Here is a 17,706-nt window from a genome sequence, read left to right as displayed (position 1 = left end):
CCTGCCGACCTCGTCGGTGACGGAAGGGGCTTTCTTCCAGACGGTGACCGGCACGCTGCTGACGATCAGCCAGATCCAGAACGGCGTCGCGGTGGCGGTTGTATCGGTGTCGCTGTCGAACACGACGGCTGGCGCCTATACGGTGACCCAGCTGCATGCGATCGACCACCCGGCGGGCGCCAACGAGAACGACGTGGCGTTCACGGTCGGCTACACGACGACCGATCATGACGGCGACACGGCGACGGGCTCGCTGACGATCAATGTCGATGACGACACACCGACGATCAGCAACATCCAAGACGCGATCATGCCGAACGTCAGCAATACCGACGTTCACGGCACCTGGCAGCCGTCCTTTGGAGCGGACGGGCCAAGCCTTACTTCGGCGATCAGCCTTGCTATGGGAGCCGCGCCCTCTGGACTGACCTACATTTTGACTAGCCAGGGGACGAATGGTGCTGGCGATGCCGTAACTCAAGTCGACGTGAAAAGTGGAACGACTACTCTCTATACGTTCTATGAGTATACGCACTACGATCCGGCAACCCATTCGTCCGAGATGTTTGCCTACACGAACCTCACGGATGCGCAGGGAGCTACCGGCGCGAACGAATACTTCACGCTGACTGTCGCGGCAGATGGAACCTACGACTTCCACCTCGTGACGAACAGCCTGCAATCGACCAATACGTTCGACATAACGGGGGTCCATCCGGGCAACGGCAACTACGCGACGATCATCAACAACGTTGGCAGCTTCGGCAACGGTGCGGTCCCAGCCAGCGGCTACGATGTCCTTATCGATGGGTTCAACGCGTCAAACGTCAACGACAACGTATATATGAACAATAACGGGCTGGGGATCGGCAACGGTAACCTGGACACGAACGAGACCCTGACCTTCAAGTTCGCTCTGCTTCAGGATCACGTCTCGATGGCTATCGGGAAAAGCGGAAACGATGCGAATGAGCATTTCTTGGTGACCATCTGGAATGCGGCGCACAATATCTCCGCCACCTGGAACGTGACACAAGCGGATGGCACGCCGCTGATTATCGACGCGGCGCATTGGGGGACCAACGGAACGAATAGCGGGGCGTTCTTCGATTTCAGCGAAGCAGATGTAAAGAACATCTCAAGCGCCAGCGGTGAGGATCCCAAGCTAGTGATCCTGTCGCTTACCTACAACTCGCAGACGATCATTAGCGACACGACGCTGAATTTTGCGCTTGGCATCACCGATCATGATGGCGACTCCGTCACCAGTTCGGACAATCTGTCCGTCTCGCTAGTCGGAACCCATACCGGTTCCGGCTATCAGGAGACGGGTACCACGACTGCGGAGGTAATTGCCGCGAGTTCCGGTGCCGACACGCTCAACGGCGGAACCGGCCCCGGCGACACCGTCGACTACAGCAGCGCGTTGGGCGCGGTCACGATCAATCTGTCAACGCAGACAGTGAGCGGAGCGGGGGCGAGTGGCGACACGATCAGCAACTTCGAGAACGCGATCGGCTCGCATTTCGCAGATACATTGACCGCCAACAACACCGGAAGTGCACTGTGGGGCGGGGGAGGCGACGATACGTTGATTGGCGGCAACGGCAACGACCTGCTGATCGGCGGTCTCGGTCAGGACACGATGACCGGCGGCACAGGCGCCGATACGTTCAAGCTCGATCATCTCGACATCAAGGATCTCATCACCGATTACAATGGTGGCGAGGGTGACAAGATCGACCTGACGGCGTTGTTCGAAACCGGACCAGGGACCAATATTGCCGATTTCGTGAAATATGATGCGCTCTCACACACTCTCAGCGTCGATACGAATGGTACAACCGGCGGCGCCAATTTCGTCGACGTCGCCGTCTTGCAGAACGCACCTGTCGCCGGCACCATCAATCTGATTTACGACGACACGGCGCACGTACAACACACGGCAACGATCTAACGCCATGGCGCACGACCACCTGCCTATGTTATACATCGCTAATATCGAGGGGAGCTCAATATGAAACGTTCTGCAAGACTGCTGGTTTCCGCTGCGACGCTGTTGCTGGCAGTCGGGTCGACGGGTTATGCCGCCGACATCATCGAAGGTCCGACGGGCGACTATTGTCGTGTCGTCGGAACCTCCAACCTGGTGCTGAACGACAACATCGTCGATCTCAGGGAGCAGGTGGTGAAGCTGATGGACGAGTCGGTGGCGGCCGCCAACAGCTCGGAGTGGATCAACTCGTCCCGGCCCGTCTTCGTCTGGGCATCGGAAGCCAAGGTCGCTTGCGGCATGGCTTACGGCTACTTGAAGACGAACTACAAGGACGAAGACACGCTCAACAAATGCGAGTGTTTTCACGATCGCATGGTCGAGTACATGCACTGACCGGATAGGCGAAGCCACGCCTGTTGGCCGTCATGACAGCCGACGGATCATTCCTGAGCGCGATCGCCGGTGCGGTCGCGTTGATCGGCTTTGGCCATGCTGTCACGCCGGCCAGCGCCAACTGGCTGGAACGACCTTCCGTGAAACAGTCCTCCAATCCGGTGCGACCGGTGCACTGTGAGGCGGCCACGCAGTGGACCCGGCAGACATTCAAGGCGTTTGCCAGCTGCCAGGCATCGATCTATGGCCTGGAGCCGCTGCTGGCGCATGCCGTCATGGAGATCGAAAGCGGGTTCGATCCCGACGTGCAGGGCGCCGATGGCGAAGTCGGCCTGATGCAGGTCATGCCGGCGACCGCCAGGATGCTCGGTTTTCGAGGCTCCCTGGACGATCTGAGCGCGCCGGCGACCAACATCGCTCTTGGGGTCAGATATCTTGCGCAGGCCAACAGGCTGGCCGCGGGCGATCTGTGCACCACCGTCATGAAATATCGCGCCGGGCACAATGAAAGCCGGTTCTCGGCCCTGTCAGTCCGCTACTGCCAGCGTGCGCGGGCAATCCTGGCAAGGGACGGCATCGACGTAGCCGGCCCGCTACCAGTGGCCTCCTTCGGCTTTTCCGCATTTTCGCCAGGAGGCGGAGCTCCTGCCCAGGGAAAAAATGTGTGCGTGCGCCGTGTGTTCGTGCCCGGGCCGCGATACATGAAATGCGCCGACTACCGGAGTGCCGGGCAGGCACGACAGGTCAAGGCGCTCAGGGCCAGGCTTTTCGGCGGTTAAAAGAAATGCAGACGGCACAGCAAGTCCGCCGTAACATGACTTGAGGGCCAGACCGGGAAGCCGGCGGCAAATAAGGGTGGAGCATTCATGGAAGCTGGCCGACGCGTCCATTGTCCACGGACATGGGCAATCGCCTTTGCGCTCGCCATGATGGTGTCGGGCTGCCAATCGAAAGACGGCGTTTCCGAAGCGCTCGATCCGGCGGCGATCGCCGCGCCTGCCGGGCAGAATGGCGCCGCTGTTGCCGTACCTGCCGGGCAAAATGGCGCCGCTGTTGCCGGTCCAGTCCAGGCGACCCAGTCGCTGGGCACCGGTTCGACGAAGATCACCATGCTGCTGCCGCTGTCCGCCGCCGGAACGGCAGGCGAAAACGGCAGGAAGATGCTCGATGCCACCAAGCTGGCGATGACGGATATCGGCAATGGATTGCTTACGCTGACGGTAGAGGACACCAGAGGCGACAGCACACTGGCCAGCAAACTGGCGATAACGGCCATAACGACGGGGTCGAAGGCCGTCATCGGCCCGACCGAATTGCCGGCAGCACAGCATATTGCCACGCTGTCGGGATCGACGCGGCCACCGGTCCTGGCGCTTGCCGATAATTTCGCCGGCGGCGCCGGAGTTTATGCCGTGCCGCTTGGCGAAGCGGACAGCGCCGCGGCGGGCGCCGCGGGACTGGCGGCGAAAGGCAGCAAGAAGTTCGTACTGCTTGTCGCGGCGGGCCCAAACGCCGGCGCCGTGGAGAAGCGGGTCGCAAACAGCCTCAGCATCTACGGCGCGACGCTGGCGGTCACCGTGCCGTATTCGGCCGGCGACAGTGGCGCGAAGGCGGTCGACGATATGGGCTCGCTGGTGGAAGCCCCCGACGCCGTCATCGTTGCCAGCGGCGATGGCAGTCCGTCATCCATCCTTGCCGCCCTCAAATCAAAGGGCATTCCGGGAAAGACAATCTCCGTCGTCGGAACGAACCGTTGGCTGGAACACCCGATGGATCCGCTGTTCGCGGGGGCCTATATCGCCACGCTCGATCCAAGTGAAACCGGGCCGATCGCCGACCGTTTCAGGACGACATACAACTATCCGGCCGACGTCAATGTGGCCTACGCCTATGACATGGTTGCGCTGACCGCGGGGATTGCCAGTGCGGTCGGGCCTGATGGCTTCAGCAAGAAAAATCTCGAAAATCCAAACGGGTTTCGTGGATCGACAGGCCTGTTCCGGTTTCGGGCCGACGGATCCAGCGAGCGATCGATGCCGTTCTATCGGATTGAAAAAGGTGCTCTCAAGCTGGTTGCAAAATCGACGTCGGGTTTCTGATCGGCGAGAAGCCTTGAGAACCTGTTCGGGCTGATGGGCAGGTTTGTCCGCAGCCGCCAGCCGATCGGGCTCGGAAGCCTGCTGCTTCTGGCCGGTATCCTGCTGATTGGTCGGGCCGGGGCTTTGCTTTCGGTCGATCGGCCTGTCCTGGCTCCTTCGCAGGACGACACGCAGCCAATCCGACCGGCGGCCACTATCGAGGCACAACGCCGAGAGCCGGCGCGCAAGGTTGCTCAAGACCTCATCGCCCCGCCGCGGCTCGATCCCGCGGAGATCGAACGGGTCGAGCCCCGCCCGCCGCTCAGCGAGCTCGGGCTCGCCGTACCCCCGAAGACGCCGATGCCTGGCGACTGGCGGGAGGTCTTGCTCTACCGCCCGATTGCGACATCGTCGGCGATGTTCGAATCCATGGGCCGGAAGGTGATCATCAGCGGGGTGCAAGGCATCGACCTCGACGGATCCTGCTCGTTTCACGCCGTCACCTGGCCCTGCGGCCAGCGCGCACGCGCCGCTTTCAATTCCTGGCTGAGGGGACGCGCGTTGAAATGTTTCGTGCCGCCGGACGTCGAGCGTTTTGCCATCGCCGCACCGTGCAGCCTGGGCAAGCAGGATGTCGGCGCCTGGCTTGTCTCCAATGGCTGGGCCACGGCGCTGCCGAACGGCCTCTATGGCAAGGCGGAGGCGACAGCCAGGGGTGCGGAGATGGGCATGTTCGGCCCAGCGCAATAGCCGGCCATTCAACCCCTGATACTTGGTTTGTTAACCGTCACGGGCGAAGCTTTCCCCAGGAGCAAGCCATTTCGTCCGCAGCCTTGATGGGGTCATCGCGCAATCGATTAAATTGCAAGGTTCCTTGAAACTGAAATTGCAACACACCGGCCTTATTACCAGCCCATCCACAGGAGATCGGCCAGTGACAAAGATATCGGCGAGCACCACCGTCCCAGCATGGAAAGGCGTCGTTTGGCTGACCTTTCTGGGAACCACGGGAATCCTGGCCCTTTCCGTCGGCCTCAACTATCTGCTGCTTTTCTCGGAGGCGCTGACGCCATTTGGGCGCAGTATGATCACGGCGATCCTGTTGCCGGTTGTCCTTGGCGTTCCGCTTTTTCTGTTCGTCGGATTGAAGCAGATCGAGGTCCGTCACTATCGCCGGGAGCTCGACAAGTCGGCAACTTTCGACACCATGACCGGCTGCCTGAACGGAGCGGTGTTCACGTCGATGGTCGAACGAAGAACAGCAAGGCCGTCGTCGCCAGGGCCGAGATCCGGCGCCTTCCTGGTCATCCATTCGGAACAGCTGCGGTCCATCAACCTGCGCTTTGGCCTTGAATGGGGCGACGAGGCCTTGCGGCTGGTCGCCTCGACCATACGATCGTCGGTGCGCGCGGAGGACCTGGTTGGACGTATAGGGGCTTCTATGTTCGGGGTCTTCCTCTCGGGCGCCACCGAGGCGGAAGCCAGCGAAATCGGCGAGCGTATCCGGTCGCGCATCGCGCAAGTCTATTTCGCACCAAAAGGAACCGAGGATGCGCTGAGCGTCAAGGTCGGCGGCGTGGTGTTCGAAGACGAGGTGGAGTTCGCGGACATGTTCCGCTCCGTCGAGCAGCGCATGGCAATCGTCCAGGACGGAGCCGCGTTCGAACTGACGCATCTCCACAGCTGACAGTCGCTAATGCTCCCTGAAACCGCGATTGAGAGAATCGCGAACTGGCGCCAGCATGTAGTCGAGCAGCGTATGCTCGCCGGTCAGGATCATGACCTCGGCCGGCATGCCGGGCGACAGATGGACGTCATGCAGCTTCCCCAGATCGGCGGTATCGACTTTGACCTTGGCGAGGAAATAGGGTTCTCCTGTCCTCTCGTCCGTTAGCCGGTCCGCCGATACCGAGGTCAGCAGGCCATGGATCTGCGGCAGGTGCCTGGTCGGATAGGCCGACAGCACCACGCGGGCCGGCATGTCCGGATGCACCATGTCGATGTCGGCAGGCTTGATCCTGGAATCGATGACCAGATTGGGCTCATTGGGAACGATATCGAGAAGCGGCTGGCCGCTGGAAATCACCCCGGATTCGGTCGTCACGCGCACGTTCATGACGGTTCCCGCGATCGGTGCGGCAATGTCGGTCCTTGCCAGCACATCCTGGCGTGAAGGCAGAAGGCTGCGCAGCTCGGCCAGGTCGCCCCGCACCTTGGCAAGGTCCTCATTGGCGCTCTCGCTATCTTGCTGGCGCAGGTTGAGCAGCTGCAGCTTGGTCTCGCCGATCTGCTGCTCGTTGCGCGCGACCTGCGACCGGTTCGACGCCTGGTTGGCCCGGATGTCGGCCTGGGCGCGCTGCAGCGCCAGGATTCGCGGCAGGCGCTCCAGTCCCTTCTTGTAGAGCACCGTCGCGGAACCGATCTCCTGGTCGATCAGGCCGAGTTGCTCGCCTTGCGCCGCGATCACCTCCCTCGATCCCGTGATCTGTTCTTCTATCTGCGCTATGCGCTTGTTGAGGATCTGTTCGCGCCCTTCGCGGGTCGCGAGGCGGCTGTCGAGCAGCGCCTGCTCCTCGACAACCACCTTTCGCGCGATCTCGCTGTCGATCGAGGTCAGCTCCTTGGGAAAAATGATCTGGTCTTGCTTGGCAAGCTCCGCGAGCAGGCGCGCCTCGGCGGCCAGCAGGCGGATGTAGCGCCCCTGAAGCTCGTCGTAGCGGCCCTGTGCGTCGGTCGTCTTCATGCTGATCAGGATCTGGCCGGCGCTGACCTTGTCGCCTTCCCGCACATGGATGGCCCCGATGATGCCGCCCTCCAGATGCTGCACGGTCTTGCGGTAGCCCTCCGGGCTGACGACGCCGTTGGCGACGACGGCGCTTGCCAGAAGCGCCACGCTGGACCAGACCGCGATGCCGCCGACAAATCCGATCGCCGAGACGTAGCCCAGTACGCGCGCCGGCCGCGTTCGCTGCTTCAGGTCGCGCTTGCTGGCCCGAAACGCACCGGAACGCCGCCGGACAAGAATTCGGAGCATGGGCAGAAGCAGCGCGGCTGCCGCTGCCGCCACCGCGATGCGTGCAGGCAGGCCCAGCCCCTCGAACCAGCTCGAGGCCGCGCCCGTCAGATCTCCGAGAGCGATGATAAGCTTGTCCACCATGTCGCGCAGGCTGACCATCAGCAGGTCCAGCATCGTCGACAGATCGCCAAATCGATCGTCCATGGGTTCACTCCACTGCCTTCAGCTGCGCCGGCACATTGGCGGCGATCTTGTCCCGTACGGATGCCGGCTGGGCGATGCGTTTGGTCTGACCGGCCAGAGCGCCGAGCACCTCGTCGCGCGTGCCGAACATCGACATGCAGCCGTCCTGGAGCAGGACGACACGATCGGCGGTGCGCAAAAGGTTGGTCTGGTGGCTGATGAGGATAACGGTGCGGCCTCTTTCCTTCAGATGCCGAAGCACGTTGAACAGCGCTATCTCGCCGTCGCCGTCGAGACCGGTGTTCGGCTCGTCGAGCACGACCAGCGCCGGATCGCCGAATAGCGCCCGGGCCAGCGCGATGCGCTGACGTTGGCCGCGCGATATCCGAGCTCCACGTGACCCGACCTCGGTCTGGTAGCCGTTTGGCAGCCGCAGGATCATCTCGTGGATGCCGGCAAGCTGCGCCGCGGCGATGACCGCGCCGCTGTCGACGTCGCGCAGGCGTGCAATGTTTTCGGCGATCGTGCCGGGGAACAGCTCGACCTGCTGCGGCAGATAGCCGATGTGCATGCCCAGCTGGTCGGATGGCCAGCTCGATACCTCCGCACCGTCCAGTCTGACATGGCCGAGCGACGGACGCAGCGTTCCGACAATGAGGCGGCAAAGCGTGGTCTTGCCGGAACCCGACGAACCGATCACGCCGCAGGTCTCGCCCGCCTCGATACTGAAGGCCACCCGGTTCAAGAGGGCCTGCGGCGCACCCGGTGCGTAGTAGTTCAGGTTCTCGAGCCTCAGCCGCCCTTGCGGGCGCGGCAGCTTCACGCAGGCGTTTTGCATCGACCCGGTGTCGGCGAAAAGCCGCGTCAGGTTGCGACGTGCCGTGCGGGCGGTAACCAGGCTGCGCCATGCGCCGATCGAGCGTTCTATCGGCGCCAGCGCCCGGCTCAGCAGGATCGAGGCGGCAATCATCGATCCTGCGGTCAGTTCGCCATGCAGGACAAAATAGGCGCCAAGCCCCAACACGGCCACCTGAAGCGCCAGCCGGATCGAGCGCGACAGGCTGCCGATGGTCGTCGTGCGCCCGAGCAGTTGCGCCTGGACGGTCATCAGCGACTGCTGCCTTTCCTCCCAGCGCCGCAGCGCGGGCTCGGACATGCCGAGTGAGCGCAGCGTCTCGGCGCCATCGATGTATTGACCGGCCGCGACCTGGTTGCGACGCAGCCCCGCCGCCGCTTCCTGACCCCTGTGACGGGTGAGGAAATCATTGGCGAGCGCGCCGCAGAACAAAAGGATCGCTCCGGCAATTCCGACCAGGCCCAATGCCGGATGCAGAAACCACATGAACATTAGGAAGACGGGCGTCCACGGCGCATCGAGAAAGGTCAGCATGCCGTCACCGCCAACGAAACCGCGCAGATCCGACACGTCCTTCAGGCCGGCCTCGACGCCGTTGCCACCCACGAGGCGAGCCTCCATGGCGCGTTCGATCACCGGAACACTCAGCTGGTCGTCGAGCCATTGGCTGATATGCCCGAGGATCATCCGGCGGGCCTGTTCCAGCAGGCCGTAGACGGCGATCGCGCCGATCACCGCCAGAGTTAGCCACTTCAGCGTGTCGATCGACCCGCTCGACAGCACCCGGTCGTAGATCTGCAGCATGTAGACGGTGCTGGCCAGCAGCAGAAGATTGGCCAGCAGGCTGAAGAGGAGCAGGGCGGGCGCCTGGCGCCGTGCCAGATGCATCACCTCCTGGAACTGCGGTCTTGACTGCGTCACGGTAGCCCCCCGGGGTTCAATGCTTTTGGTAGTGTCCGGCGGGGCGCCCGTCTGGCGCCCGGCCGGTGTCGTGTCAGGCAATGCCGTCGTCGAAGATACCGGTGCCGTCGACGCCGACAGAGAAGTTGGCGAACGCATCGGCGGTACCGCCGTCGACGTCGCTGTCGTAGTCGGTGATCTGGACCGCGAAGTCGAACGATTGGTCCGGCGTATCCTGCCCTTGCAGCAGGTTGAAGCCGCCAATGTCGAACTTGCCGGCAACAGCCTCGATGTCGGCCACGTCATGCGGCGCTTCAGTGTCGAACTCGACCGTGTAGTGGGCTCCGAGGCCGGACACCGTGACGCTGTACTGGTTGAAAATGACACCTACCGTGGCGCTGTCGATCAGGTTCACGGGATCCCCAGGATCGGTGTCCGTCCAGCTTTCGATCACCGTGCCGTTCGCGTCGAGCACCCTGACCCCGGTGATGTTGACCGGGTCGGCGTTGGCTATGGGATCCAGGGCGAAGGCGCGGGCCTCTGCATCGGTGTCGACTTGGCCAAGGGCGACGTTGTCAATGTCGTAGGCGAAGATGTCCATCGTCGCCAACGTATTGCCCTGCACCTGCGAGATCTCCACGGACGCAGAGGTCACCTCCGTCGTGCCTTGGAAGCCGATGGTGTCGGCATCGTCGGCCGTTTTCTGCGTCAGCCCGCCCGTGACCCCGGCGATCGAATCGTCGTCGGGATTGTCGAGATAGACGAAGAACGCGCCGTCTCCCGGATCGAACATCTGGTTGCCGATGCCGATCGTCACCGGTCCGCCGCCCTTCGACGTGTTGATGGTGTCGCTGGCGTTGGCGCCGCTGGTGACATAGGTTCCATCGGCCTTGAGGTGCACGTCAGAACCGATCACCAGCAGGGCCGATCCGTCGAGGTCCGCCTTGTCGGCGGCGATGACGCCGAACAGGTTCTGGCCCGATGGCAGGTCGCTGAAGTCGAACGAGGTGAAGGCCGCCGGTGGATCCTCGTGGACGGTGAAGGTGTACTCGCCGCTGCCGTCCTGATCGAGCACGATGTCGTAGACCAGCGTGCCAAGCGTGGCGTCCGAGTAATACTCGATCTTCGTTGCGTCGGCCGAAAGCACCGCCGTGAGGTCCGAGAAAACGTTGGTCGGCGTCGAGTAGTCGGCGAACGTGTAGGTCTTGGTGCCGTCGCCCGACAGGTCGTCGGCGGTGTTCTCGTCGGCGCCGATGATGCCGTTCAGCGAATTGCTGACGAAATCGCCGGCGGCGAAGTCGACTACGCCGCTCAAGATCTGCGCGCTGATCACCGGCACGTCGTTTTCGACATTGATGACGAAGGCATTGACGTCAGGCGTCACCGCGTCGCCGTCGGCATCCGTCGCCACCAGCACCGACGATAGGTCGAGCGCCAGAAGAGCGTCGTCGCCGCTGGCGGCTGCGTGGTCGATCTGGTCCTGAAGGTCGAACGTGTAGCCGCCGGTTGCGGCCAGCGCCAGCGTGAACACGATGCGCTCGTCGGCTCCGCCGTCATCGGCGGTGGCGGTCAGCAGATCGCCGGTCAAGTTGACTTCATAGGTAACTGCGTCGCCCTTCGAGGTCAGGCTCTGCAGGCCGGACGTGTCGGCCGACAGGCTGAAGGTCACCGGTTCGTCGGCGCCGGACGTCACCAGTGACGCCACCGATCCGCTGGCCTCGTCCTGGTTGGGCGTGGCGTCCTCGTCGATGCCGTCGGAGGAATCGCCGTCCGCGAGCTTGAGGTCGTCCTCCTGCACCGTTGCCGATACCGTCTCACCCGACGCCACCGGCACGTCGTTCTCGACGTTGATGACGAAGGCTTCGGCATCTGGCGTCACGGTGTCGCCGTCGGCATCGGTTGCCACCAGCACCGACGACAGGTCGATCGCCAGGATACCGGCATCGCCGCTGGCGGTTGCGTGGTCGAGCTGGTCTTGCAGGTCGAAGGTGTAGTCGCCGTTGGCGGCCAGCGTCAGCGTGAACACGATGCGCTCGTCGGCTCCGCCATCATCGGCGGTGGCGGTCAGCAGATCGCCCACGACGCTGTAGGTAACGGCGTCGCCGTTCGAGGTCAGGCTCTGCAGGCTGGACGTGTCGGCCGACAGACTGAAGGTCACCGGCTCGTCGGCGCCGGACGTCACCAGTGATGCCACCGATCCGCTGGCCTCGTCCTGGTTGGGCGTGGCGTCCTCGTCGATGCCGTCGGAAGAATCGCCGTCTGCGACCTTGAGGTCGTCCTCCTGCACGGTTGCCGACACCGTCTCTTCCGACGCCACCGGCACGTCGTTCTCGACGTTGATGACGAAGGCTTCGGCATCTGGCGTCACCGTGTCGCCGTCGGCATCTGTTGCCACCAGCACCGACGACAGGTCGATCGCCAGGATACCGGCATCGCCGCTGGCGGTTGCGTGGTCGAGCTGGTCTTGCAGGTCGAAGGTGTAGTCGCCGTTGGCGGCCAGCGTCAGCGTGAACACGATGCGCTCGTCGGCTCCGCCATCATCGGCGGTGGCGGTCAGCAGATCGCCCACGACGCTGTAGGTGACGGCGTCGCCGTTCGAGGTCAGGCTCTGCAGGCCGGACGTGTCGGCCGACAGACTGAAGGTCACCGGCGCGTCGGTGCCGGACGTCACCAGTGATGCCACCGATCCGCTGGCCTCGTCCTGGTTGGGTGTCGCGTCCTCGTCGATGCCATCGGAGGAATCGCCGTCCGCGACCTTGAGGTCGTCCTCCTGCACCGTTGCCGATACCGTCTCTTCCGTCGCCGTCGGGCCGTCGTCCTCGAAACGGATCTTGTCACCGATATCGAAATGCTCGACCACGCCTTGCGTCAATCCGAACTGGCCGATGTCGAATTTGCCCTCGACGTCCTCGACGAGGACCTGGTTGTGATCGGTCGCGGTCGTCCATTCGACCTTGTCGCCGGCGCCGAGCCCCGCGATCTCGACCTTGTCGTTGACGCCGTCCAGGTTCGAAACCGTGATGCCGTCCTGGGTGCCGTCGGCGTTGAAGGTGTAAACGGTCCCGCCGACGGTCACCGTAATGGACGTGATATCGATCACGCTGCCGGTTCCGAGCGCGGTGTCGAAATCGGCGCCGTCGGCGTTGGGAGCCAGAAAGGCTTCGATCGTCAGCGTTGCGTCCGTATTGCACTGGATTTGCGAAATGACGAGGAAGCCGCCGGTGACATCCAGCGTATCGCCGAACTGCACGTTGTCGAGATCGTCCGCTTCATTCTGGTCGAGGCCGCCGACAACGCCCGATAGAAAGTTGGGGTCCGGATCGGTGACATAGGTGAAGTAGGCGCCTTCACCTTCATCGAACATCTGGTTGTTGATGCCGATCGTTACGGTGCCGCCGCCTTGCGACGTATTTATCGTGTCGCTGGTATTGGTGAAGGTGTTGTCGGCCTTCAGGTCGATATCGCGACCGATGACCACGATGGCAGCGTCGGCGTCGCCGACCGTGCCGAACAGATTTTGCCCGGAGGGCAGAGTGTCGAAATTGAAGACCTTCGGCGAAGTTATCGCAACATCGATAAGGCCGGTGAGATCGACGGGGTCGTCGGGATTGTTCGTATCGGGATTGTCGATGGCTTCGAACTGGACCATGGAGATGTTGACGTCCGATCCGCTGGTCGTGATGTAGACCGCAAAGACCACGTCTCCCGACGCGTCGACGCCAAACACCAGGTTGTCGCCAAGACCGCTGGCGCTGTCGATGCACAGGTAGATCGCCTCGCCGTCGAGCGTCGTGAAACTGGTTGCAATGTCGGTGGGCGGGGCACCGCTGCCCACGACGTAGACCGGCAGCGAACTGCCGTCATCCTGGACGAATCCTTCCAGGGTGGAGCCGCCGCTCAGCGTGGCCACGGTATTGGTCGCCGCGCCGTTCGTGCCGCTGAAGGTGCTGCTCAGCCCGAGGTCGGTGAAGAGACGGGTGGAGAATGTGGCATCCAATGACGCCACAAGGATATCGTTGTCGTTGTTGTCTTCGGTACCGACCGGGACACCGCTGTTCTGCAGCCCGGAAGATTCGTCCAGTGTGACGGAATCGGTGATGATAATTGCCATGATCGTTGTCCCCTTGGGGTTAGATTCTAACGATCCGCACATCCGATAACCCCGGGGTGCATCTGCCAGAGTGCACTCCGGTCGCGGCCTGGATGAGCGGCCCTCATACGCCATTATGTCGCCAGCGAAGAGGACGCGTCCATTCTCAGTTCGATAGTATTGGGGTCAATGCCCGTACCTGATCGAACGATATACATCCTTCGATAGATCAGGCCGCGACAGGCGCTCGGGGTGGCCGCGGCGCGGTCTTGGCTGCGTCGCGGAAGGCCCCGTGCGATGTTTTCGGTTGTGCCCGGTCGGCGCCCAGACTGGCGCCCGGCCGCTGGGCGGCCTACGGTTATTTTTCCCGCATTGCTCGGCGGAAGTTCTGCGTGATCGGCTCGGCGAGGTAGGAAAGCACGGTGCGAGCACCCGTCCGGATCATCGCCTCGCTCGACATGCCGGGCAGCAGCTTGCGGCCCTCCAGCTTGGCGAGTTCGCTCTTGTCGATCAACACGGTCGCGGCGAAATAGGGTGCCCCGCTGCGCTCCTCCACCATGCGGTCAGCCGACACGATCTCCACGACGCCCTCGAGCGGCGGCAGGTTGTAGCGGGCAAAGGCCGGGAAGCTGACGCGCGCGGGCTGTCCGGGGGCGATCGTCTCGACATCCTCTGGTTTGACCATGGCCTCGACCACGAGTTGCTGTCCGAGCGGCACGACGGTCATCAGTGTCTCACCGGGTTTCACGACACCGCCGGCCGTGTGGACCTTCAGGTCCATGACGATGCCATCAACCGGTGCGACGACATCGGTGCGGGTAAGCACGTCCCTGGCGGAGCGCTCCTGCTGTCCGAGGTCGAACAACTCCGCCTCCACCTTGCTCAGCTCGTCGACGGCCTCTTTCAGCCGCACTGTGCCGAGGTTCAGGATCTGCATGTCAATCTCGGCCATGGCGCTTCCGGCACGGGCGATTGCCGCGACATTGGTGGCGCGCTCGCCCTCGATCTCGCGCTGTTGGCGTCTGAGCAACAGGTTCCGCTCGCGGGTGGTCAGCCCCTTCTTGAGCAGGCTCTCAAGGTCTTTGCTTTCACCCTCGATCGCCTCGATCTGCTTGTCCTCGGTGACGATGAGCTCCTCCAGCCCCTTTACCTCATCCTCGGTCTGGTGACGGCGCTGGCCGAGAATTTCCCGCTCGTCGGTCAAGTTGTGGTGCTTCGCCGCGAACACGTCACGCTGTGCGGCCACCGCATCCTTCGCGGCGGTGGCGGGGTTTGCGAGCAACGCCGGATCAAACTCGATCTCGGCCTTGCCGTCGCGCTCGGCCCTGAGACGCGCGGCCAGCGCCTCACGCGTCGCTATCCGGTTCTGGAACAGGTCGAGCTGCGCCTTTGCCTGTGTGTCGTCGAGTCGGACGAGGACCTTGCCCGCCTTGACAATATCACCGTTGGCGGCGTTCAACTCCGCGATGATGCCGCCCTCGAGATGCTGGATGAGCTTGCGGTCGCCGGCGACCTTGACAATGCCCGGTGCCACTGCGGCGCTGTCCAACGGTGCCAGGGCTGCCCAGCCCCCGGCGACGCCGAAGAACAGGAACATGATCGCGAACCCGGTGAACGTCACGCCGGCCAGACGCAGGGGTACCGGTTCCAGGAGGGAGGGCGGCGCGACGGGTAATGGCACGACGTTCAATGCTGAAGACCGGGTCATGCTTCTTTGACCTCTTCGATTTCTTTGACTTCCTTGACCAGTTCGAGGGTTGGCAGTTGGGCTGCCTTTGGCATCTGGCTAACCTTGCGGGCGCGGTTGGCGAGTTCGTTGAACACGGCATCGCGCGGCCCAAACAGGTCCTGAGCGCCGTGGTTAAGCACCAGCACCTTGTCAACTTTTTCCAAAATGCTTGGCCGGTGCGAGATCAAGATCAGGGTCGTACCTGCCGCCTTGAGCCCACCGATGACTGTAGCCAGTGCTTGCTCTCCCTCGTGGTCGAGATTGGAGTTAGGCTCGTCGAGGACAAGGAACGCTGGGTCGCCGTAGAGTGCTCGCGCCAGCCCGATGCGCTGGCGTTGCCCCCCGGACAGTGCCGCACCACCTTCCCCGATCTCGGTGGCGTAGCCCTTCGGCAATCCCTTGATCAGTTCATGGACGCCGGCCAACTCCGCGGCCTTGACCACATTGTTGAAAACCGCAGGGTTGAGCGACGCAAAACGGGCGATATTCTCGGAGACGGTGCCGGCGAAGAGCTCGATGTCCTGGGGCAAATAACCGACGTGTCGTCCCCTGTCCTCGGCCGCCCATTCGACAACGCTCATGCCGTCAAGCAACGCGCGACCACCGGATGGGCGCCAGGCTCCGACCAGGATTCGCGCCAGACTTGTCTTGCCGGCGCCGCTCGGGCCGATCAACGCCATCGCTTCACCGGGCTTGAGCTGGAAGCTGACGCCTTTCAGAATGTGCTCGCCACCCTGACGGGCAAGCACAAGGTTATCAGCCTCAAACCTGCCTTTCGGTCGTGGCAGCGGCAGAACTGGCGTGGCCTCCGGGCGCTGTCCGGCGACCGCGGTGAGACGCCGGTAAGCGGCACGCGCTCCGACCGTCGCTTTCCACGTGGCGATCGCTTGCTCGACAGGGGCCAACGCACGGCCCATCAGGATTGAGGCGGCGATCATGATACCGGGTGAAGCCTCGTTGCGAAGTACCAGATAAGCGCCGAGGCCGAGGATGGCCATCTGCAGGGCCAGGCGGTGGCATCGTGCGATGGCCGCAATGACGCCGCCCCGGTTGGCGGCAAGAACTTGTCCTTTATTTGCCTCGTCCTGATGCGCCTTCCAACCCTCCAGCAGGGGCTTCAACATGCCCATCGCCTGGACGACTTCGGCATTGCGGATCGCCGCCTCAGCCTGCACGTATGCCCGCGACTGAGCGCTTGTGGCCTCCGTCAACGGTTTGCGTGTGATGTATTCGTTCAGCAAAGCGAGTGCGAACAGCACAAGCCCGCCGCAGAGTGCCAACCAGCCCAGCCAAGGGTGCATGAGGAAGATGGCGGCGAAGAAGATCGGTGCCCAAGGCGCGTCGAGGATCGGGAAGATGCTCGGGCTGGTCAAGAAATTTCGCACCTGGTCGAGGTCGCGCAGTGGTCGCGCGTTAACCTGGCCTGGGGCAGAAGCGGCGTATTCCACCGATGCGGTCAGGAGGACTGGGCCCAACCGTGCGTTCATCCATGACCCGACCTTGGCCAACAGACGCCCGCGCACAACTTCCAACCCCGCGAGTGTCCCGAGCGCCGCCAGCGCCATCAGCGACAGCATCACCAGCGTCTCCAGACTATGGCTGCCGAGTACGCGGTGGTAGACCTGGAGCATGTAAAACGCCCCGGTCAGCATCAGCACGTTGATGCCGCCGCTGAACCAGATAAGCGGTCGGATGGCGCGTTTGGCCTCTTTCATCACCACCTGCAGGGCAGAGGGCTGTTGCTTGGTTTTCATCGTTATTTCTCTGGTGTGCGGAATGACATCCGGCGCGAGGGATTGCAGTGGGGACAGCCATGAGCTGCTATGGTGAGTGCCATCGAGATTCCCCCTTTTTTTGGAACGCATCAAGAAAAGGGGTTCCCCATCCCCAGATGCCCTACCCGAATGCATCCGCTGGCGCGCTGACGCCCTGAATTGCGGCCTTTGATCCTCGATTGTGTCGCCGCCGAAGAGGACGCGTCCATTCCCGGTTCGATAGTATTGAGGTCAATGTCCGCACCTGATCGAACGATATATATCTTTCGATAGATCAGGCCGCCGCAGACGCTGCGGCGGGTATCACGGCCGATGCCATCACGCGGCTTTCCGGCCCGTGCCGGCCTCATGTCGATGCCAAGTGCTGATGTCAGAGGAGGCCGGCCCCTGGATGGTCGAGGCCCTTTGCGCCATCCAGGCCAGTTCCGCCCGGCTGCCGAGGTGCAGCTTCTCGTAGACGTGATACAGGTGCAACGTCGTCGATCTGCTCAACCAGCTCAAGACCGAGCGTCGCGCCGGTAAGCAGGGCCGCATCGCCGACTATCTCACCCGCCTCGGCTTCGTCGTCCTCGATGAACTCGGATCGTCTCACGCATCACTGTGAGATCATCGAGACTGGCAATGAGTCCGGGCGCTTCAAGAACCGCGCCTGATCAACCCAACACGTCCAAGCTCATCCGCGCTCGCGGG

11 protein-coding genes and 1 pseudogene are annotated in these 17,706 nt (G+C 62.9%); 7 read left to right on the top strand and 5 right to left on the bottom strand.

Features of this window, described 5'->3' with window-relative positions; all coding sequences use genetic code 11:
* The 6 genes from NKJ06_RS07985 to NKJ06_RS07960 all read left to right on the top strand — a co-directional run.
* The coding region (locus NKJ06_RS07985) for a type I secretion C-terminal target domain-containing protein (RefSeq protein ID WP_352809526.1) at window positions 1-1,957 on the top strand (1,957 nt) is incomplete at its 5' end.
* Window positions 1,958-2,017: 60 nt separating this feature from the next.
* The gene (locus NKJ06_RS07980; protein ID WP_352635219.1) at window positions 2,018-2,389 is read left to right on the top strand and encodes a hypothetical protein; all 372 of its coding nucleotides are present in this window, start codon (window positions 2,018-2,020) and stop codon (window positions 2,387-2,389) included.
* Window positions 2,390-2,421: 32 nt separating this feature from the next.
* Window positions 2,422-3,168 carry a lytic transglycosylase domain-containing protein gene (locus NKJ06_RS07975; RefSeq protein WP_352635227.1) on the top strand — a complete coding sequence of 249 codons (747 nt, stop codon included), beginning with the start codon at window positions 2,422-2,424 and terminating at the stop codon, window positions 3,166-3,168.
* An 87-nt stretch (window positions 3,169-3,255) separates the two neighbouring features.
* Window positions 3,256-4,488 carry an ABC transporter substrate-binding protein gene (locus NKJ06_RS07970; protein WP_352635217.1) on the top strand — a complete coding sequence of 411 codons (1,233 nt, stop codon included), beginning with the start codon at window positions 3,256-3,258 and terminating at the stop codon, window positions 4,486-4,488.
* Window positions 4,489-4,521: 33 nt separating this feature from the next.
* On the top strand, window positions 4,522-5,217 hold the full coding sequence (locus NKJ06_RS07965; RefSeq protein WP_352635215.1) for a thermonuclease family protein: 696 nt from the start codon (window positions 4,522-4,524) through the stop codon (window positions 5,215-5,217).
* A 184-nt stretch (window positions 5,218-5,401) separates the two neighbouring features.
* Window positions 5,402-6,154, top strand: a complete 753-nt coding sequence (locus tag NKJ06_RS07960; RefSeq protein ID WP_352635213.1) for a GGDEF domain-containing protein — start codon at window positions 5,402-5,404, stop codon at window positions 6,152-6,154.
* Between the two features lie 6 nt (window positions 6,155-6,160).
* Here the strand turns inward: NKJ06_RS07960 and NKJ06_RS07955 are convergent, their stop codons facing one another.
* The 5 genes from NKJ06_RS07955 to NKJ06_RS07935 all read right to left on the bottom strand — a co-directional run bounded on the left by NKJ06_RS07955 (window position 6,161) and on the right by NKJ06_RS07935 (window position 16,995).
* Entirely contained in the window at window positions 6,161-7,687 is a 1,527-nt protein-coding gene (locus tag NKJ06_RS07955; RefSeq protein WP_352809523.1) for an HlyD family type I secretion periplasmic adaptor subunit, read from the bottom strand.
* Between the two features lie 4 nt (window positions 7,688-7,691).
* Window positions 7,692-9,443 (bottom strand): type I secretion system permease/ATPase, encoded by a 1,752-nt coding sequence (locus tag NKJ06_RS07950; protein ID WP_352635210.1) that lies wholly within the window; start codon window positions 9,441-9,443, stop codon window positions 7,692-7,694.
* A gap of 73 nt (window positions 9,444-9,516) precedes the next feature.
* Window positions 9,517-13,533: a T1SS-143 repeat domain-containing protein gene (locus NKJ06_RS07945; protein WP_352809521.1), complete on the bottom strand. Its 4,017-nt coding sequence runs from the start codon at window positions 13,531-13,533 to the stop codon at window positions 9,517-9,519.
* Window positions 13,534-13,870: 337 nt separating this feature from the next.
* On the bottom strand, window positions 13,871-15,220 hold the full coding sequence (locus NKJ06_RS07940) for an HlyD family type I secretion periplasmic adaptor subunit (protein WP_352635206.1): 1,350 nt from the start codon (window positions 15,218-15,220) through the stop codon (window positions 13,871-13,873).
* A complete protein-coding gene (locus NKJ06_RS07935) occupies window positions 15,217-16,995 on the bottom strand; it encodes a type I secretion system permease/ATPase (RefSeq protein ID WP_352635203.1) in 1,779 nt (592 codons plus the stop codon). Before NKJ06_RS07935 ends, NKJ06_RS07940 begins: the two co-directional genes overlap by 4 nt.
* 493 nt (window positions 16,996-17,488) lie before the next feature.
* On the opposite strand from NKJ06_RS07935, the pseudogene NKJ06_RS07930 reads away from it, so the two are divergent.
* Window positions 17,489-17,669, top strand: a pseudogene (locus NKJ06_RS07930) (IS21-like element helper ATPase IstB); the annotation flags it as partial.
* Between the last annotated feature and the right edge of the window lie 37 nt (window positions 17,670-17,706).

Origin of the sequence: Mesorhizobium sp. M0293 (assembly GCF_040321735.1) — a bacterium.
Classification (GTDB): Bacteria; Pseudomonadota; Alphaproteobacteria; order Rhizobiales; family Rhizobiaceae; genus Mesorhizobium.
This window is presented reverse-complemented; position numbering and strand designations above follow the sequence as displayed.